Genomic DNA, 19,458 nt, shown 5'->3' with positions numbered 1-19,458 from the left:
CCTCGCCCTAAAGGGCCGCTGCAAGCAGCGTTCAAATCTGCTCCCGGCAGATTTGTCACCCGAATCACTTACCTGAGTAAGCTCATCGGGATTCCTTCCCTTGCCGCCTTCCTGAAACTCGAACTATTTAGAGTTTATTATTAACGTGGCTTACTGATCCGCCATCTCTTTTTCAATCAGTTGAATCAGGATGTGAATCGCTTTGATATGGATTTCCTGAATACGGTCGGCATAGCCAAAGTGCGGAACACGAATTTCCACGTCGGCTGAGCCCGCCATTTTACCGCCGTCTTTCCCGGTCAGCGTAATGACCTTCATGCCCTTCGCTTTTGCTGCGGCAATCGCTTTAATAATGTTGCCGGAGTTGCCCGAAGTGGAAATCCCCAGCAGCACATCGCCTTCACGTCCCAGCGATTCGACATAGCGAGAGAAGACAAAATCATAGCCAAAATCGTTGCTGACGCAGGACAGATGGCTCGGATCGGAAATCGCAATGGCTGGATAACCTGGACGGTTCTCGCGGTAGCGGCCCGTCAGCTCTTCGGCAAAGTGCATAGCATCACAGTGTGAACCACCGTTACCGCAGGAAATTACTTTACCACCCGCTTTAAACGCATTAGCCAGCAGTACCGCAGCATTTTGAATCGACTGAATGTTCGCATCATCACTCAAGAAATTATTCAGTGTTTCTGCCGCTTCTTTCAGTTCACTACGGATTAAATCCTGATACATGGAATCCTCTCATTTTGTCTGGTGACAACATTCTATTCTCTATTGTCCAGCAGTGTAGCGGATCGTACCAACAGCGAGAAGCGCGTAATCACGGGATTGAGAGGATCGCTGATGCCCGTCAGAAAACACACGACTGCCGCTCGGTTTGTGAAGTGAGTTGTAATTATGATGTAAACGAATTGATAAAAATAATCAGATAAACTACAACGAATATAAGCAACAGGTCAGACCTCTTATGACATTGACCTATTACGCCTTATTTCACTGATAAAAACGGTTCTCACTTTCCACTGCCACGTAACGCTTGGTGGAAAGGTGAAAACCCTCCATTCGATCACAATGCTGGAGACACGTTATGGTTGCTGTCAGTATCCTCCTCCTACTGATTATTATCGGAGCGATGTTTTACCATCGGCTCAGTCTGCTGCTCGGCAGCGCCATCCTGCTGGCCTACTTCGCAGCCATGTCCGCTATGTTGCTGTGGCCTGTCTGGCTGATGATTCCGCTCGTGATTCTGCTGATACCGATTACGGTTCCGGCTCTGCGCCAAAAGCTGGTTTCCGCTTCCGCGCTGCGCATGTTCCAGAAGGTCATGCCGCCGATGTCGAACACGGAAAAAGAAGCGATCGATGCCGGGACAACCTGGTGGGAAGGCGATCTGTTTCGCGGCGCGCCGGATTGGAAAAAGCTGCATAACTACCCGCGTCCACAGCTGACCGCCGAAGAGCAGGCATTTATCGACGGGCCGGTTGCTGAAGCCTGCCGAATGGCAAACGACTTTGAAATCACCCACGAACGCGCCGATATCCCGCCAGAACTGTGGGAATATTTAAAAGAACACCGCTTCTTCGCCATGATCATCAAGAAGCAGTACGGCGGGCTGGAATTCTCGGCCTATGCACAGGCGCAGGTACTGCAAAAACTGGCGGGCGTCTCCAGCATTGTGGCGATCACCGTCGGCGTCCCTAACTCACTCGGCCCCGGCGAACTGCTGCAACATTACGGGACAGAAGCGCAAAAAGATCACTACCTGCCACGTCTGGCACGCGGTCAGGAAGTTCCCTGCTTTGCGCTGACCAGCCCGGAAGCGGGTTCGGATGCAGGCTCGATTCCCGATACCGGCATTGTCTGTTACGGCAACTGGCACGGCGAACAGGTCGTGGGCATGCGCCTGACCTGGAATAAACGCTATATCACTCTCGCCCCCGTCGCCACCGTGCTGGGGCTGGCCTTTAAGCTGTACGATCCCGATCATCTGTTAGGCGATCAAGACGACGTAGGCATTACCTGTGCGTTGATTCCAACGGACACCGACGGCGTTAAAATCGGCCGCCGCCATTTCCCACTAAACGTTCCGTTCCAGAATGGCCCGACGCAAGGTGAGAACATTTTTGTTCCGCTGGATTACATCATCGGCGGTGCGAAGATGGCCGGTCAGGGCTGGCGTATGCTGATGGAGTGTCTGTCGGTCGGACGCGGTATTACACTACCGTCCAACTCTACCGGTGGGCTGAAATCGATTGCCCTCGGCATCGGTGCTTACGCGCACATTCGCCGCCAGTTCAAAATCTCCATCGGTAAGATGGAAGGCATCGAAGAGCCGCTGGCACGCATCGCGGGTAACGCTTACGTGATGGACGCCGCCGCAACGCTGATTACCAGCGGCATCATGCAGGGCGAAAAACCGGCGGTGCTCTCCGCTATCGTCAAATATCACTGTACCCACCGTGGTCAGCGCAGCGTGATGGATGCGATGGATATCGCCGGCGGTAAAGGCATCTGTCTTGGCCCGTCCAACTTCCTGGCGCGCAGCTATCAGGGCGCACCGATTGCGATTACTGTGGAAGGGGCGAATATTCTGACGCGCAGTATGATCATCTTCGGGCAAGGTGCCATCCGCTGTCACCCTTATGTGCTGGAAGAGATGGCAGCCGCGCAGGAAAACGACGTCTCACGCTTTGACCGCTCGCTAGTGGGTCACATCGGCCACGTCGGCAGCAATAAAGTGCGCAGCTTCTGGCTTGGGTTGACCAACGGCCGCCTGAGTAGCGCACCAGTGAACGACAAAACACGTCGCTACTATCAGCAGCTCAACCGACTCAGCGCAAACCTGGCCCTGCTGGCGGATGTGTCGATGGCGGTTCTGGGCGGCAGCCTGAAACGTCGTGAGCGTATCTCGGCGCGTCTGGGGGATGTTCTCAGCCAGCTCTATCTGGCTTCTGCGACGCTGAAACGCTATGAGGACGAAGGGCGTCAGAAAGCGGATTTACCGCTGGTGCACTGGGGCGTGCAGGACAGTCTGCATCAGGCCGAGCAGGCGCTGGACGATCTGCTGCGTAACTTCCCGAATCGTGCCGTTGCAGGACTGCTGACCTTTATTATCTTCCCACTGGGTCTGCGCTGCCCGGCACCGTCTGACCGCCTCGACCATGAGGTCGCGAAGATTCTGCAAACGCCGTCAGAAACGCGCAGCCGTCTGGGACGCGGTCAATATCTGGTTGCCAGCGAACACAACCCTATCGGGCTGCTGGAAGAGGCACTGCTGGATATCATGGCTGCCGAGCCGATTTACCAACGCCTGTCGAAGGCCAGCGACAAACCACTGCCGTTCATGCGATTGGATCAGTTGGCAGAGCAGGCGCTGGTGGAAGGTCAAATCACCGCAGAAGAAGCGGATATTCTGACCAAAGCCGAAGCCAGCCGCTTACGTTCAATCAACGTGGATGACTTTGCGTTCGACGCACTGGCCGCCAACAAGCCCGCGCCCGTAACGCAACCGGAAAGAAAAACCGAAGCAGCATAACCAGAATCAGGCCGGGTTATACCGGCCTGTTCTTTCCTTTAAAGGCACATCAGTTGTAAAATCCACATCATCTTTCCTTCTAAATGAAACCCGACACATGGCTTACATCCCCAAGAACTACGCCAGACTTGAAAGCGGCTACCGCGAAAAAGCGCTCAAACTTTTCCCGTGGGTATGTGGTCGTTGTTCACGCGAATTCGTCTATTCCAACCTGCGTGAATTAACCGTTCACCACATCGATCACGATCACAGCAATAACCCGGAAGACGGCAGTAACTGGGAAATGCTGTGCCTCTACTGCCACGACAATGAGCATTCCAAATATACCGATGCGGATATGTACGGTTCGACGGTCGTCGCGGGTGAAGATGCGCAGAAGGATGTCGGGGTTGCCACCCATAATCCTTTCGCGGATTTGAAGGCGATGATGAATAAAGGGAAAAAATAATCAGTTTGCCGCTCCCATCAGGTTCATTGACGGGAGCGGTTATAAAATAGCGTGGCTAATGACGACTAAGCACCACTCTGCCGTACACGCGCCAGCAGCGCATCCACATCTGCAACATGCGGGGCGGCCAGTACCAGCGTTCTGCCCAGCGAAATCGCATGACGCTGGCACGCTAAACGCGCTTCAGCCTCCTGAATGCCGTCCAGATCGGCGACGTGCGCCAGCCCAATCGTGCGGCGAATCAGTTCAGTGCCGCAGTAGCCAACGGCATCCCGCCACACCTGCTGTAAAAACAGCGCGGCATAGCCCGATTCCGCCAGCGCAGGATCGTGGCTTTCACTTTCGCTCAATGCCAGAAAACGAGCGGAAAAGGTCTGCCACAGCGTACGAATATCTTCCAGACGTCGTTCGCGCCCAGCCGCCGCCTCGCGCGGAGCCAACAGCCCCGGCAGGCCGCAATAATTCAGCAGCAGATTGCCAATTGCCGTGCCGACATCAAAGCCAATCGGCCCGTAAAAACCGAATTCAGCATCAATCGCTTTTAAGCGCCCTTCTGCGACAAAGATCGACCCACTGTGGATGTCACCGTGCAGCAGCGCCTCGGCTTTGCTCAGGAACCCATGCTTCAGCCCGGCAACCGCCAGCTTCAGCGCACGATCGTCACGCAATGCCAGCACATCCGGCGTCAGCGCGGCGTCAAACTGGTTTCTTTCATGATCGATATAAGGGTCGGTAAAGAAAAGATCTTCGGTAATCTGACACAGTTCGGGGTTAGTGAACTGGCTGACCGCCGCTTTCTTCTCATGTGGATGCTGATGAAAATCAGAGGTATGGAATAACGTCTGCGCCAGATATTCTCCCAGCTGTGTCGCCGCCTGAGGATAATCCGCGCCCTTAACCAGCTCGCTGCGCCAGATACGATGATCGGAGAGATCTTCTTGCACCATCACCGCCAGTTCAGGATCGTGATAGAGCACGGTCACGGTATGCTGTGGACAAAACCGCGCATGCGTCAGCAAGGTTTCGGCTTCAATGCGGGCGCGGTCAAGCGTCAGCGGCCAGGATTCCCCGACGCAGCGCACATAGGGCAATGCCTGTTTGACGATGACCCGACTAACGCCCGCTTCATCTTTAATTTTAAACACCAGATTCAGATTGCCATCGCCGATCTCTTCTGCGGCTACCAGCGTTTGCGGCTGACTGACACCGCCGTACTGGCGGGCATATTCAACAGCGTCATCCGCCGTAAAAGTGCGGTAAAGTGACATTCCAACTCCTCGCTATGCTTAAATTCAAGATACGGACATAAAAACGTTCGGACGTCTATACATCTATCAGGCATCTTGGCAGAATAAGAATATCGATGCAACATGGATTTAACGACCTATGCAGACACTTAACACAACCAGCTTGAAAATTGTTGATAACCAACTGTGGATCCTCGACCAGCAGGCGCTACCGCAAGAAAAACGCTGGAGCCCGTGTCCAGATGTCGCGTCACTGGTTGAGCATATCCAGACGCTACGCGTACGCGGCGCACCGTTGATTGGCCTGTCCGCCAGCCTGCTGCTCGCGCTGCTGGCTGAGGAAGGATTATCTCAGGCCGAACTGGCGCAGGCGCTGGAGACGCTGAGAGCATCGCGCCCTACCGCTGTGAACCTGATGAACAATCTGGATCGCATGAAGCTGGCGCTGGCACAGCCGCAGTTTGTCGATGCGCTGGTGCAGGAAGCTCTGCGACTGGTAGAAGAAGATCGCGCCCTGTGTGAACGCATTGCCGATCACGGCGCAGCGCTGGTGAAACCCAACAGCCGCTTGCTGACCCACTGCAACACCGGCGGGCTGGCAACGGCAGGTATCGGCACCGCCATCGGCGTGCTGCTGCGCGCGCACCAGCAGGGAAAGGTCACTCAGGTGTGGGTCGATGAAACGCGCCCGCTCTTACAGGGCGGACGCCTCACGGCCTGGGAACTGGGTGAGTTAGGCATTCCTTATCAGCTAATCTGTGATTCGATGGCCGCCAGCCTGATGGCGCAGGGTCAGGTCGATGCGATTTGGGTCGGCGCAGACCGCATCGCCGCCAACGGCGACGTCGCCAATAAGATCGGCACTTACAGCCTCGCGGTGCTGGCGCACTATCATCAGATTCCGTTTTACGTCGCGGCACCGCACACCACGCACGATCCTGCATGCCCGGACGGTCGAGCTATCCCTATCGAACAGCGCGCTGCCGCCGAAGTCACCGGCGTTTCCGGCAGCTTCGGCCACTGCCAGTGGGCACCGCAGAACGCGGCAGTCTACAACCCGGCGTTTGATGTCACCCCCGCCGAATTAATCAGCGGCTGGGTACTCGATACTGGCGTGGTCACGCCACAGGACGTCAAAGAAGGGATCTTTCAGACAGCGTTGAAAAGCCATTGAGTGGTAAAAAACGCCATTTTTCTATGTCCGATAGCGCGAATATTTCGGGCGTGTTAATTGCTCGATTCTTCTGTGATTTCATCACACGCCCGACAAGGAGCGCTCAATTGCCGCAGCTCCTTGACCACTGGCTTTTGGCGTGAATTGTGCCGCTGCGCGGTGCCTTCGGCGTTCATGATTGCTTGAGGGCCGCCAGTGACGCGTTCCCGACGCGGCACTGGCTCTCGCCGCTTCCATGCGGCTCACCCAGCCCTCATGCCCACCTCAGCACAATTTTTTACGCCTGTAAAAAATCGGTCAGATACTTACAAGCATCTGACCGATAAAAATTCCCTTTCATCTTAAATAATTAGCGGTGCGCTAGCGCTCCAGCTTCGGATATACATCCGCGATCTTATCGCCGGTAAAATGCGCGATCCAGCCTTCTGGGTTATCGAACAGGCGGATGGCGGTGAAGTGCGGTTCCGGTCCCATATCAAACCAGTGCGCGGTGCCCGCGGGTACCGACAGCAGATCGTTCTTCTCACATAGGATCTGGTAAATCTTGCCGTTCAGGTGCAGACAGAACAGCCCCGCGCCTTCGACGAAAAAGCGCACTTCGTCTTCGTGATGCACATGCTCGGATAAAAACTTGGTGCGTAGCTCCGCGCGCTGCGGATTATCAGAACGCATGCTGATGACATCCCAGCTCTGATAGCCTTTTTCTGCCACCAGCTTGTCTATTTCATGCTGATAAGCTGCCAGTACTTCTTCAGACGACGGCGTATCGCTCAGCTTCTGGCTGGCTTCCCAGCGTTCAAAACGTACGCCGATGTCGTTCAGCTGTTTCTGAATCACCTCAGCATCCTGACTTTGCCAAATCGGCTGGCTTGCATCGCTGTCGCTAAAAATGGTTAATCCACTCATTGGGCGTACTCCGGTAAGTCGATCTGGTCAAAACGTGCCACCTGACGGTGACGGCTTACGTTATCCGCATCATCACGAATAAGCTGACAGGTGTGCCAACCGGCTTCCTGCGCGGCATCCAGCTCCTGACGAATGTCCGACAGGAACAACAGTTGCTCAGCAGGCAGCCCAATGGCTTGTGCAATCGTGCGATAAGAGCCGGTCTCGCGCTTCGCACCGACGCGGGTATCAAAATAGTCGCTGAACAGCGGGCGCAGATCGCCCGCGTTGCTATACCCGAACAGCAGCTGCTGCGCTTCCACCGAACCTGACGAGTACACATACAGGCGCAGGCCCTGCTGCTGCCATGCGGCGAGCTGTGCTGCCACTTCAGGGTACAGATGCCCCTGAAAATCGCCGTTACGGTAGCCCGCACGCCAGATAATGCCTTGCAGCTGCTTCAACGCGGTGGATTTACGATCTTCATCCATAAACTGGTTCAGCGCGGCAATCAGCGTTTCGCTATCCGCATCCGGCTGACCTAGCTCCTGACGCAGGGCATTCAGCGCCTGCGCGATCTCAGGATCGCTACCGTGCTGGCGAACGGTGTCGGCCAGACGTTCGCGGGCATAAGGAAACAGCACGCTGTGAACAAAACGGATATCGCTGGTGGTACCTTCAATATCCGTCACAATGGCCTTAATCATGCTTTCGCCTCCAGCAGTCGACGTTGCAATTCGCACTGGAACAGGAACTCCAGCCCTTCCAGATGACGACGCGCTTCTTTCACCGTCGCGCCCCAGCAGTAAAGACCGTGGCCGCGCACCAGAAAACCGTAGCGTAGCGGCGTGTGGCTGGCGTACTCGGTTACCCGCTGCGCCAGCGCCGGAATATCCTGATCGTTATCGAAAATCGGGATCGCCACGCGATCCAAATGAGTGGTCTGCCCCGCCAGCGACTTTTGCATTTCGTAGCCGTGCAGCACCAGCTCAGCGCCCTTCTCTACCCGAGACAGCACCGTCGCGTTCACCGAGTGCGTGTGCAGCACCGCGCCGATAGTCGGTTCGCGGCGATACAACAGCGTATGCAGCCCCGTTTCCGCCGACGGCGTGCGACCGCTCGGCACATGGTTAGTGACAATCTCCACCAGCAGGAAATCCTCTGCCTGAAGGCTGCCTTTGTCTTTACCCGATTCAGTAATCAGGCACTGCGCGTCATCAAGGCGTACGGACATATTGCCGCCCGTCGCCGGACACCAGCCTTTCTCGCCGATCCAGTGGCAGGCCGCAAGCAGCGCCGTCAATTGTTGATTTTCAGTCATGAGGCTTCCCGTTTTTGGTCTTTCTGTTTCAAAGCATGCAGTTGCAGGTTTAGATCTTTTCATTATGTCTTAGCACGCAAAGGCATTTAGCCGTTTAAACGTCCAAGCGTCTTGATTGCCAAATACTAACAGCATGTTATATTACCAAGCAATACAGGCTTGCAGGAGTTCCACCCCGCTATGAGCGCCGCTCTGATCCCCGACAGTAAACTGCCTTCGCTGGGCACCACCATTTTTACCCAGATGAGTGCGCTGGCCCAACAGCATCAGGCCATCAATCTATCACAAGGTTTCCCTGATTTTGACGGCCCGGACTATTTACAACAGCGGCTGGCGTATCACGTCAATCAGGGCGCCAACCAATATGCGCCAATGACCGGTGTCGCGCCGCTGCGTCAGGCGATTGCCGAAAAAACGGAAGAGCTGTACGGCTGGCGACCGGATGCCGATAGCGAAGTGACCGTCACGGCGGGTGCGACCGAAGCGCTGTTTGCCGCCATTGCCGCGCTGGTACGTCCCGGTGACGAAGTGATTTGTTTCGATCCCAGCTATGACAGCTATGCGCCCGCCGTGACGCTGGCCGGCGGCGTACTCAAGCGCATCGCCTTACAACCGCCCGCCTTTCGCGTGGACTGGTCGCATTTTGCTGAGCTGCTGAGCGACCGCACTCGTTTGGTCATCCTGAATACGCCGCACAACCCGTCCGCGACCGTCTGGCAGAAGGCTGATTTTGAGCAGCTATGGCAGGCGATTGCCGCGCGTAACATCTTCGTGCTGAGCGATGAAGTCTACGAACACATCTGTTTCGACAGCGAAGGACACGCCAGTGTGCTGGCCCACCCGTCGCTGCGCCAACGCGCTATCGCCGTTTCATCATTTGGCAAAACGTTCCACATGACCGGCTGGAAAGTCGGTTATTGCGTCGCCCCAGCCGCCTTAAGCGCAGAAGTACGTAAGGTTCACCAGTATCTGACGTTCTCCGTGAACACGCCCGCGCAGTTCGCGATTGCCGATATGCTGCGTGAACAGCCGCAACACTGGCGTGAACTGCCCGATTTTTATCGCGCACGTCGCGATCGCTTCATCAAGGCGCTGTCAGGCAGCCGTTTTGACATTCTGCCCTGCGAAGGCACTTACTTCCTGCTGGCGGACTATCGGGCAATTTCCGATCTGGACGATGTCAGCTTCTGCCGCTGGCTGACCGAGCACGTTGGCGTCGCGGCCATTCCGCTGTCCGTCTTTTGCGCCGATCCGTTCCCACATACGTTGATTCGGCTATGCTTTGCTAAACAGGAAGCAACGTTGGATGCCGCTGCGGAGCGTTTATGTCGACTTTAAAGATTTCATTGCTGCAACAGCCGCTGGTCTGGCGCGATGGCGAAGCCAACCTGCGCCACTTCGATACCTTATTGGCAGAGATGAGCGGGCGTGATGTGATTGTCCTGCCGGAGATGTTTACCACCGGCTTTGCGATGGAAGCCGCCAAAGGCAGTCTGGATCAGTCGGTTGTAGAGGCGTGGCTGCACCAATGGGCGCAGAAGACGAATGCGCTGATCGGCGGCAGCGTCGCGGTAAATACGCCAAAAGGGGCGGTGAACCGGTTCCTGCTGGTCGATCCGCACGGCGAGGTGCATCACTACGATAAACGCCACCTGTTCCGCATGGCGGACGAACACCATCACTATCAGGCAGGCACGGAGCGGGTCACCCTTGAGTGGCGCGGCTGGCGTATCTGTCCGATGATCTGCTACGACCTGCGTTTCCCGGTCTGGTCACGCAACCGGCAGGACTACGATTTGGCGCTGTATGTCGCCAACTGGCCAGCGCCACGAGCCGCACACTGGCAGACGCTGCTGGCGGCGCGCGCCATTGAGAATCAGGCCTACGTCGCAGGCTGCAACCGCGTCGGCACCGACGGCAACGGTCACAGCTACCGCGGCGATAGCCTGATTATTAATGCTCAAGGGGAAATTCTGGCCTCTGCCGCTCCCAACCAGCCCGCCCGTCTGGACGCCGAGCTGTCGCTGGAAGCGCTGCAAAGCTACCGGGAATCCTTCCCCGCTTGGCGCGATGCCGATCGCTTTACGCTCTAGTGGCTGTAGCTGTCGTTACTGTGCAGAGGCGTGGTAGAACACCGCCTGACTGTACGCCTGTAGCGCCAGCGCCACATCCGCCGTGGTAACGGACTCGTCAGGATGGTGGCTGATGCCGCCACGGCAGCGGACAAACAGCATCGCTACCGGCCAGCGTTCGGCAATAGCAATCGCATCGTGCCCCGCGCCGCTTGGCAACATCAGCGTTTTGCCTTGTACCTGCGTCACTGCCTCATTTAATACCGACTGCAAGGCGGGATCGCAGCGGGTTGCCGCAATACGGTAATACTCTTCGGCGCTGAACTGGCAGCCGCGCTGGTGCGCGATAGCCTGTCCCAACGTCAGGAGTTTTTGTAGCAGCGCATCCAGCGGTGCATCCTCCGGCCCGCGAATATCCAGCGTCATCTTGACCTCACCGGGAATAACATTCGCCGCGCCCGGTAAGCACTGTAATGTGCCAAACGTGGCGACCAGATGAGGATCGCTTTCCCGCGTTATCCGCTCAGCCTGCGCCATCCAGTCAGCCGCCGCCGCCAGTGCATCCTGCCGCTGCGTCATCGGCACCGTGCCCGCATGCCCCGCCAGCCCGAGGAACGTGCAGTTGAGCCGCCGCGCCCCGTTGATCGCGGTGACTACGCCCAGCGCCAGATCCTGCTGTTCTAGACACGGCCCTTGCTCGATGTGTAACTCCAGATAGGCGGAGATATCGCTGACCGGACGTGCTGCGTGCGCCACCTCAAGCGGATCCAGCCCCGCAATGGTCAACGCCTGCGCCACACTGGTGCCCTCGGCATCCTGACACTCCAGCCAGTTCTCCGGCCAGGTGCCCGTCAATCCCCGACTGCCCAGCAGCGTAATGCCAAAACGCGTGCCTTCTTCATCGCCGAAGCCGATGATTTCCAACGCCACGGGCAAACGCATCCCCTGTTGATGGAACGCACGTACCACTTCAATCGCCGTCAATACGCCCAGCATGCCGTCATAACGTCCGGCATTGCGCACCGTATCCAGATGCGAACCGAGCAACAGCGCTGGCGCATCCGGTGTTAATCCTTCATAGCGACCACAAATGTTGCCAACGCTATCCTGCCAGACGTTCATGCCCGCTTCGCGCATCCATTCTCCCACCAGCGCATTGGCACGCAGGTGCTCCAGCGACAGATAAACACGGGTCAGTTGGCCGGGCGTTTCGCTGATTTCCGCCAGCGCATCGCAGCGCGACATAATCTGCTCAGCAGCGACCTGTGCAGCAGCGGGCAACATCAACATTTCACTCATGCACGACCCTCATCCGCCGCATAGCAATTCCAGGCCGCCTGCAAGGCTTCGCCCTGCACGGTACGGAAGCCAAGGCGATTCAGCACCGCCTCCAGCGCCGTCAGCGTTTGCATCACGCAGTCTTTACGCGCGTTGTAGCCCATCGTCCCGATGCGCCAGATCTTGCCCTGAAGCGGGCCAAAGGATGTGCCGATCTCAATGGCGAAATCTTCTAGCAGCAGCTTACGCACCTGCTCACCGTGAACGCCGTCAGGAATCACCACACCCAGTACGTTATTCATTTTGTGAGTCAGTGAACCAAAGGTCTCCAGCCCCATTCCCTGAATCCCCGCCACCAGCGCACTGCCGTGCAGCGCATGGCGGGCAATGCTGCGATCCAACCCTTCTTCGAGGATCGTTCGGGCACACTCGCGTGCGGCGAACAGCATGCTCGTTGCCTCGGTGTGGTGGTTCAGGCGCTCCGGCCCCCAGTAATCCATCACCATGCCCAGATCGAAATAGTTGGAATAGATCATCTCATCGTCGCCGTCCTGATGCGCGTCCGTTCGGATCCCCTGCTCAATACATTTGCGACGGCGGATCACCGCTTCCATCTGCGAACTGAGCGTGATCGGTGAACTGCCAGATGGCCCGCCCAGACACTTCTGCAATCCGGCGGAAACCGCATCCAGTCCCCACTTGTCCGTTTCCAGCGGGTTGCCGCCAAAAGACGCCGTGGCATCGGTATAGAACAGTACGCCGTGGCGGCGGCAGATCTCGCCCAGTTCCTCCAGCGGTTGCAGCATGGTGGTCGACGTATCGCCCTGCACCGTCAGCAGTAAACGCGGGCGTACCGTTTTGATCGCATCTTCGATTTGATCCGGCGAGAACACCTCGCCCCACGGCACTTCAATGGTATGAACGTCAGCACGACAGCGGCGGGCAATCTCGCACAGCAGATGACCAAAACGACCGAACACCGGCACCAGCACCTTATCGCCAGGGCGGATCGCCGACAGCAAAATCGCTTCGATCCCCGCGCGCGAGGTGCCATCGACCAGCATCGTCCAGCGATTTTCCGTGCGGAAAAGTTGACGATAGAGCGCCATGACCTGATTCATGTAGTTCGTCATCGCGGGGTCATACTGCCCCACCAGTTGACTGGCCATTGCCCGTAATACGCGCGGATCGGCATTGATCGGCCCCGGCCCCATCAGCAGGCGATGAGGGGGATTAATTTGCGCGTACAGTTCGCTGTTCATGGTTATCTGCTCCAGATTCTTTACGTTACCGATCTGCTAATCGAATGATTTGATGCGCGTTTCCGTGCGTGATTAGCTCAAAAGAGGGAAGCCTTACGCTTCCGATAGTCCCCGGACCGAGGCGATGAACTGTTTCAGTTCGCGGGTCTGCGGGTTAGCGAACAGCGTTTTGCTGTCGCCCTGCTCCCAGACCGTGCCCTGATGCATAAACACCACGCGGTCGCCCACTTCACGGGCAAAATTCATTTCATGCGTGACCAGAATCAGCGTCATGCCTTCTGCGGCCAGCTGTTCCAGCACTTTCAGTACTTCGCCGACTAATTCAGGATCGAGCGCCGAGGTAATTTCATCGCACAGCAGGACTTTCGGGTTCATCGCCAGCGCGCGGGCAATCGCGACACGCTGCTGCTGGCCGCCCGACAGGTTGGCAGGGTAATAGTGAAGGCGCTCACCCAGCCCCACCTTTTTCAATACCCGCTCGCCCAGCTCACGGCACTCCGCCGCACTTTTACCCAGCACGCGGCGCGGTGCCAGCATCACGTTTTCCAGCGCCGTCATGTGCGGAAACAAATTGAAGTTCTGGAACACCATCCCGACCGAGCGACTAATTTCCCGCGCCTGCGAATCCCTGTCGGTAACTGTCATCCCGCCCAGCTTGATGCTGCCGTCCTGATAGCCTTCCAGACCGTTCATGCAGCGCAATAGCGTGCTCTTACCAGAGCCGCTGCGCCCGATGATCGAAATGACCTCACCCATTTCAATATCCAGATCCACGCCTTTCAGGACATGGTTCTGGCCGTAATATTTTTGAACCTGATTAATGGTGATGAGCGGCATTGAATTTCTTCTCCAAATAGCGGCTGTAGTAAGAGAGCGGATAGCACATCAGGAAGTAACCCAGCGCCACCAATCCGAACACTTTAAACGGCTGATAGGTCACGTTATTCAACATGGTTCCCGCCTTGGTCAGTTCGATAAACCCGATAATCGACGCCAGCGCGGTACCTTTAATCACCTGCACGGAAAACCCCACGGTAGGCGCGATGGCGATACGCATCGCCTGCGGCGCAATCACCCGATAGAGCGTCTGGCCGAAATCCAGCCCGAGGCAGCGCGACGCTTCCCACTGCCCTTTCGGCAAGGCTTCCACACTGCCGCACCAGATATCCACCAGAAAGGCACTGGTAAAGAGCGTCAGCGCCAGTGCTGCCGCCGTCCACGGGCTCACATCGATGCCGAACAGCGCCAGCCCGAAAAAGGCGAGGAATAGCTGCATCAGCAACGGCGTACCCTGAAACAGCTCGGAATACAAATGGACAAAGCGCGTCGGCCATTTGCGTTTCGTCAGCCGCAGCAGCATCAGCGGAAAAGTCACTATCGCGCCGCCGATAAACGCCGTCAGCGACAGCAGTAGCGTCCAACGTGCCGCCAGCAGCAAGTTGCGCACAATATCCCAGTCGGTAAATGTCATCATGACGGGTTCCCCAGAAAGCGCCGACCTGCCAGCAGTAAGAGTTGTCGCATCAGAACAGACAGCACCAGGTAACACAGCGTGGTTGCCAGATACACTTCAAAGCTCAAAAACGTACGGGATTGAATCAGGTTGGCGGCAAAGGTCAGTTCCTCGTAAGACACCTGCGACACCACCGACGACCCCAGCATGACAATGATGCACTGGCTAACCAGTGCCGGATAAATCCGCTGGAGCGCGGGCGGCAGAATCACACGTAAAAAGGTCTGCATTCGCGTCAGCCCCAGCACGCGGGCAGCTTCCCACTGGCCTTTCGGCGTCACCTGAATCCCCGCGCGGATAATCTCGGTGCTGTACGCTCCCAGATTAATCAACATCGCCAACAGCGCGGCCTGTCCGGCGGTGAGCTTCAAGCCCAGGCTCGGCAAGCCGAAGACGATGAAGAACAGCTGAACCACAAACGGCGTATTGCGGATCAGCTCGACGTAGACACCCCATAGCCGACTCAACAGAGTGGGCTTGCCGCTGCGCAAGGCCGCACCGAAGATGCCGATAGCAATGCCGCCGAGGGTTGCCATGACCGTCAGCTCAATGGTGACCCACAACCCCTCCAGCAGCTCAGGCCAGAACGGAAACAGCGCAGAAAAATTAAGCTGATAGGTCATGGCGTGCTCCCGTTAAGCCTTGATGCTGGCCGGCAGCGGCGCTTTCAGCCATTTTTCCGACAGGGTATTGAGCGTATTGTCTTTCAGCGCTTGCTCAATCAGCGCGTCGACTTTCGCTTTCAGCGCAGGCTCGTCTTTTTTCAGACCGATGTAGCACGGCGAATCTTTCAGCATAAACTTCGCTACGGGTGCTTTCGTCGGGTTCTGCTCGGCGATAGCCGCGACAACCAGGTTACCCGTTGCAACATATTCCACCTGCCCGGACAGGTACGCCGACAGCGTGGTGTTGTTATCTTCGTAGCGCTTAATCTGTGCGGCCTTCGGCGCGACCTCCGTCAGCACCATGTCTTCTACCGCACCGCGCGTGACGCCGATACTTTTGCCTTCCAGCGCTTCTGACGATGTCAGCGTGCTGTCTTTCGGCCCAAATACGCCGAGGAAAAACGGCGCGTAGGCGCGGCTGAAATCGATCACTTTTTCACGCTCGGCATTTTTGCCCAGACTGGAGATCACCAGATCAACTTTGTTGGTTTGCAGATACGGCACGCGGTTGGCGCTGGTGACAGGAACCAGCTGCAACTTTAGTTTCATCTCTTTCGCCAGATAGCGAGCGATATCGATGTCATACCCCTGCGGTTGCAGATCCGTTCCTACCGATCCAAACGGCGGGAAATCCTGCGGGACGGCGACACGCAGCACACCGCGCTTCTCGATATCCTGCAACTGATCGGCCATCGCACTACCGGCTTGAACCAGTAACATTGCCGCGCCCATCACCGCCAGTAACCCTTTTTTGATGCCCAGTTTATTGATCAACATCGTCTCTGCCCCCGGTTAGTATAATTGAAACGAAAGATTCTTTAAAAACAAAAATTGAAACCATCGTTGCAGATATTAAGCAAGGAGCATGCCAGATTCCATGAGTACTCTTAGCGATGAGGAGCAGCGTTAGAAGGTCAGAGAGTTTTTCTAAATCACGGGGTAGCGATGGAGATGATTATGGTATGGGTATGTAATATTAGTGAAAGGTTTCGGGCGTGATTGAAGAGAGATCATTTATGCAACTCATGCACCACGCCCGACGTAGGGCTGCTCAGTCGCCGCAGCCCTACGAACCCTGGCTTTCGGCGTGAATTATGCCGCTACGCGGTACATTCGAAACGCGTGTCATCCTGTCGAACCGCCTGTGACGCGCTCCCGACGCGGCACAGGCTTTCGCAGCGTCCATGCTGCTCATTCGGGATGCCCCACGTTTCTCATCATAATTTTTTACGCCTATGAACAGATAACAACGAGAAACAATCCACAGCTCTGCGTCACAAAAATAATCCAGTGCTATCACGCCCGAAACAATCCACGTGACTACATGACAGATAAGCGCATTAGGAATCTAAACACTCACTTTAACGCATTATTTTGGTGCAATAGCACCATCCCAACGCACCATTAGCGTTGCTCAAGCTCATCCAGTTCACCATAAAGATCCACGATCTGGTGAATACGCTGGCGTCCATCACGCAGCATTTCATGCAGCAGCGCATTGCTGATCACGTTCACCAGACTCATAGCGGACGAATAGCTGTCAAACGCCGAGACGCTGTCCAGCGGGACGCACAATGACCAGGTTGCCAGCGACATTAGCGTACTCACCTGCGGTTCGCATAACAGCAGCACAGGCACGCCGCGCTTTTGCAACTGCACCAATAGCGGCTGAATCAGGCGCGGACGGCGGCGAAAAGCCACCACAATCACGACATCCTGCGCAGTGAGATCCACCAGCTCTTCGGATAACGTCTGCCCCGGCTGCGTCAGCAGCGTGACCTGTTGGCGAATCTGGAGCAGCTGTTGGCGCAGGTGCAACGCCACCGGATAGCTATTGCGCAGCCCAATCAAACACACTCGCTGCGCCTGCATCAGCGCCTGAATCACCGCGCCAAACTGCACGGGATCAATCTGGTTTATCCACTGTGTCAGGTTAGCCATTTCCTGCTTGTAATGCCGTGCCAGCAGCGTATTCCCCTGCACGGCATCCCGGTTATCCGCCAGCGGCATCCCGCTCTGGCGCAGCGTTCTGAGCTCATCGCGCATGTCACGGTAGCTGGGGTAGCCCAGCCGTTTGAACAACCGGCTGACGGTCGCTTTGGAAACACCGCTCAGCCGCGCCAGCTCGGCGCTGTTGTAGCTAATCAGATCGTCAAAGTGATCGAAGATGAAATCCGCGACACGCTGTTCCTGCGGTGAAAGCTCGCTGTAGCGATCCCGTAATCGTTCATCTATTTGCATCATCGTCTCTCACCCGTTGCGCTTGCTGTAACGTTTGTTTCATGTCGCAGAACATAGCACAGGATTGTCAGGATGATATAGATACCTCCTCCGGCACCGCATACAGACTTTCCACCGCAATAAAAAACTGGAACGCCGTTTGCTTATAGCTAGGGTTAATAGAACTCATCACCCTACATAAAACTTAAAAAGGAATCCTGAGATGATGCAAAGCAACACCGCCCCGCTGGGCATGGCGGTAGCACCTCATCATTTAGCCAGTGCCAGCGCGTTGGCGATTCTGCGTGAAGGTGGCAACGCTATTGAAGCCATGGTCGCAGCGGCGGCAACTATTGCCGTGGTGTACCCGCATATGAACGGGATCGGCGGCGACGGTTTCTGGCTGATTGTGCCACCACACGGTGAACCTGTTGCTATTGATGCCAGCGGGGCGGCGGGGTCGCTGGCCTGCCGTGAGTACTATCAGGGCGAAAGCCGCATTCCGCACCGCGGCCCGAAAGCGGCACTGACGGTCGCAGGCACCGTCGGCGGCTGGCAGGAAGCGCTGGCCTATTCACAAGAGCTGGACAATTCACAAGAAATAGACAGCACGCCGATGCCGCTGGCTCGTCTGCTATCTGACGCGATTCGCTATGCGGCTGACGGTATTCCCGTCACGCAGTCTCAGGAAGATGCACTCACCCAGCGTTATCACGAGCTGGGCGATTGTCCGGCCTTCAGCCAGCTGTTTATGCCGCAGGGAAATATCCCGCGCGCGGGCAGCCGTTTCACGCAGTCGGATTTAGCCGATACCCTGACGACGCTCAGTATTGAAGGGCTGGACAGTTTTTATCGCGGCTCCGTCGCTGCCAGGCTGTCGGCACAGATGGCGCAGCTCGGGATGCCGCTAACGGCTGACGATCTGGCAAATTACCGCGCCAGGCGGACAACGCCGCTGGTGCTGAAGCACAGCAAAGGTGACATCTATAACCTCGCGCCACCGACGCAGGGTCTGGTATCGCTCGCGATTCTCGGTCTGACCGATCATTTAGACATGGAAGATCTGAGCGATAGCCAGACGATCCACCGCATTGTCGAATCGACCAAGCTGGCGTTTGGCCTGCGTGACCGCTTCATTACCGATCCCAAGCTGATGACACAGGACGTTCAGGCGCTGCTGGAAAACGATGCGCTCGGCGTGCTGGCTCGGCAGGTCGATACCCGCAAAGCCGCACCGTGGGGAGAAGGCAAAGGCCCCGGTGACACGGTCTGGATGGGCGTATGCGACAGCAGCGGTCTGTGCGTCTCTTTCATTCAAAGTATTTACCACGAGTTTGGCAGCGGCGTGGTATTACCGGGAACTGGCGTGCTCTGGCAGAACCGCGGTGCCTCGTTCAGCCTCGATCCGGCACACCTGCTGGCGCTAGAACCGGGTAAACAGCCTTTTCATACCTTAAACCCTGCCGCCGCACGCCTGTCCGATGGTCGAACGATGGTCTACGGCTCGATGGGCGGCGACGGACAACCGCAGACGCAGGCGGCCATCTTTATCCGTCACGTCCAGCAAGGGCTGCCGCTGCAACAGGCGATTACCGCCCCACGCTGGCTGCTGGGCCGTACCTGGGGACAGGTCTCCGATACGCTGAAGATCGAAGATCGCTTCAAACCCGCCACCGTGGATGCCCTGCGTCAGCTCGGTCACGACGTCGAACTGTTGAGCAGCTTTAGTGAAACGGTCGGCCACGCGGGGGCCATCGTACGGCACACCAACGGCATGCTGGAAGGTGCCTTCGACCCACGCAGCAACGGCAGCGCGGCAGGTTTTTAATCATCACTCA

18 protein-coding genes are annotated in these 19,458 nt (G+C 56.7%); 6 read left to right on the top strand and 12 right to left on the bottom strand.

Translation table 11 applies throughout. The features are described from left to right. Positions 1 to 150: 150 nt before the first annotated feature. Positions 151 to 732 carry a D-sedoheptulose 7-phosphate isomerase gene (lpcA, locus tag MYB54_RS04610; RefSeq protein WP_005975726.1) on the bottom strand — a complete coding sequence of 194 codons (582 nt, stop codon included), beginning with the start codon at positions 730 to 732 and terminating at the stop codon, positions 151 to 153. A gap of 355 nt (positions 733 to 1,087) precedes the next feature. On the opposite strand from lpcA, the gene fadE reads away from it, so the two are divergent. Both fadE and yajD read left to right on the top strand, forming a co-directional pair. Continuing rightward, positions 1,088 to 3,535, top strand: coding sequence for an acyl-CoA dehydrogenase FadE (fadE, locus tag MYB54_RS04605; protein WP_119871850.1), 2,448 nt, complete (start codon positions 1,088 to 1,090; stop codon positions 3,533 to 3,535). A gap of 97 nt (positions 3,536 to 3,632) precedes the next feature. After that, positions 3,633 to 3,983 (top strand): HNH nuclease YajD, encoded by a 351-nt coding sequence (gene yajD, locus MYB54_RS04600; protein ID WP_039277633.1) that lies wholly within the window; start codon positions 3,633 to 3,635, stop codon positions 3,981 to 3,983. A gap of 65 nt (positions 3,984 to 4,048) precedes the next feature. Here the strand turns inward: yajD and mtnK are convergent, their stop codons facing one another. Continuing rightward, positions 4,049 to 5,251, bottom strand: a complete 1,203-nt coding sequence (gene mtnK, locus MYB54_RS04595) for an S-methyl-5-thioribose kinase (protein WP_248721565.1) — start codon at positions 5,249 to 5,251, stop codon at positions 4,049 to 4,051. A 118-nt stretch (positions 5,252 to 5,369) separates the two neighbouring features. Here mtnK and mtnA point away from each other — a divergent pair, with 118 nt between their 5' ends. Continuing rightward, positions 5,370 to 6,404 carry an S-methyl-5-thioribose-1-phosphate isomerase gene (mtnA, locus tag MYB54_RS04590; RefSeq protein WP_248721564.1) on the top strand — a complete coding sequence of 345 codons (1,035 nt, stop codon included), beginning with the start codon at positions 5,370 to 5,372 and terminating at the stop codon, positions 6,402 to 6,404. Between the two features lie 360 nt (positions 6,405 to 6,764). Here the strand turns inward: mtnA and MYB54_RS04585 are convergent, their stop codons facing one another. From MYB54_RS04585 to MYB54_RS04575, 3 genes are read right to left on the bottom strand one after another with little or no spacing between them, the layout of a single operon-like run. Further along, positions 6,765 to 7,310, bottom strand: a complete 546-nt coding sequence (locus MYB54_RS04585; RefSeq protein WP_248721563.1) for a 1,2-dihydroxy-3-keto-5-methylthiopentene dioxygenase — start codon at positions 7,308 to 7,310, stop codon at positions 6,765 to 6,767. Continuing rightward, entirely contained in the window at positions 7,307 to 7,996 is a 690-nt protein-coding gene (gene mtnC / locus MYB54_RS04580) for an acireductone synthase (protein ID WP_104213481.1), read from the bottom strand. Before mtnC ends, MYB54_RS04585 begins: the two co-directional genes overlap by 4 nt. Further along, entirely contained in the window at positions 7,993 to 8,610 is a 618-nt protein-coding gene (locus MYB54_RS04575; protein ID WP_039530210.1) for a methylthioribulose 1-phosphate dehydratase, read from the bottom strand. Before MYB54_RS04575 ends, mtnC begins: the two co-directional genes overlap by 4 nt. A gap of 180 nt (positions 8,611 to 8,790) precedes the next feature. Between MYB54_RS04575 and MYB54_RS04570 the strand changes: the two genes are divergently transcribed. Further along, positions 8,791 to 9,948, top strand: coding sequence for a pyridoxal phosphate-dependent aminotransferase (locus MYB54_RS04570; protein WP_248721562.1), 1,158 nt, complete (start codon positions 8,791 to 8,793; stop codon positions 9,946 to 9,948). Continuing rightward, positions 9,936 to 10,703 (top strand): amidohydrolase, encoded by a 768-nt coding sequence (locus MYB54_RS04565; protein ID WP_205566569.1) that lies wholly within the window; start codon positions 9,936 to 9,938, stop codon positions 10,701 to 10,703. The genes MYB54_RS04570 and MYB54_RS04565 overlap by 13 nt, the downstream gene beginning before the upstream one ends. A 15-nt stretch (positions 10,704 to 10,718) precedes the next feature. Here the strand turns inward: MYB54_RS04565 and hpxK are convergent, their stop codons facing one another. The 7 genes from hpxK to MYB54_RS04530 form a co-directional block, all read right to left on the bottom strand. Beyond that, the gene (gene hpxK, locus MYB54_RS04560; RefSeq protein WP_248721561.1) at positions 10,719 to 11,981 is read right to left on the bottom strand and encodes an allantoate amidohydrolase; all 1,263 of its coding nucleotides are present in this window, start codon (positions 11,979 to 11,981) and stop codon (positions 10,719 to 10,721) included. Then, positions 11,978 to 13,222, bottom strand: coding sequence for a (S)-ureidoglycine--glyoxylate transaminase (gene pucG, locus MYB54_RS04555; protein ID WP_039288515.1), 1,245 nt, complete (start codon positions 13,220 to 13,222; stop codon positions 11,978 to 11,980). Before pucG ends, hpxK begins: the two co-directional genes overlap by 4 nt. Positions 13,223 to 13,315: 93 nt before the next feature. Then, positions 13,316 to 14,059 carry an amino acid ABC transporter ATP-binding protein gene (locus MYB54_RS04550; RefSeq protein WP_014916424.1) on the bottom strand — a complete coding sequence of 248 codons (744 nt, stop codon included), beginning with the start codon at positions 14,057 to 14,059 and terminating at the stop codon, positions 13,316 to 13,318. Beyond that, the gene (locus MYB54_RS04545; protein WP_085996940.1) at positions 14,040 to 14,693 is read right to left on the bottom strand and encodes an amino acid ABC transporter permease; all 654 of its coding nucleotides are present in this window, start codon (positions 14,691 to 14,693) and stop codon (positions 14,040 to 14,042) included. The genes MYB54_RS04550 and MYB54_RS04545 overlap by 20 nt, the downstream gene beginning before the upstream one ends. After that, positions 14,693 to 15,358 carry an amino acid ABC transporter permease gene (locus MYB54_RS04540; RefSeq protein ID WP_010282622.1) on the bottom strand — a complete coding sequence of 222 codons (666 nt, stop codon included), beginning with the start codon at positions 15,356 to 15,358 and terminating at the stop codon, positions 14,693 to 14,695. Before MYB54_RS04540 ends, MYB54_RS04545 begins: the two co-directional genes overlap by 1 nt. 12 nt (positions 15,359 to 15,370) lie before the next feature. Continuing rightward, positions 15,371 to 16,156: a transporter substrate-binding domain-containing protein gene (locus tag MYB54_RS04535; protein WP_165572467.1), complete on the bottom strand. Its 786-nt coding sequence runs from the start codon at positions 16,154 to 16,156 to the stop codon at positions 15,371 to 15,373. 648 nt (positions 16,157 to 16,804) lie between these two features. Continuing rightward, a complete protein-coding gene (locus tag MYB54_RS04530) occupies positions 16,805 to 17,644 on the bottom strand; it encodes a MurR/RpiR family transcriptional regulator (protein WP_014916426.1) in 840 nt (279 codons plus the stop codon). 199 nt (positions 17,645 to 17,843) lie between these two features. On the opposite strand from MYB54_RS04530, the gene MYB54_RS04525 reads away from it, so the two are divergent. Beyond that, entirely contained in the window at positions 17,844 to 19,448 is a 1,605-nt protein-coding gene (locus MYB54_RS04525) for a gamma-glutamyltransferase family protein (RefSeq protein WP_039288529.1), read from the top strand. Positions 19,449 to 19,458 lie beyond the last annotated feature (10 nt).

The organism is Pectobacterium nicotianae (assembly GCF_023272715.1).
Taxonomy (GTDB): domain Bacteria; phylum Pseudomonadota; class Gammaproteobacteria; order Enterobacterales; family Enterobacteriaceae; genus Pectobacterium; species Pectobacterium brasiliense.
This window is presented reverse-complemented; position numbering and strand designations above follow the sequence as displayed.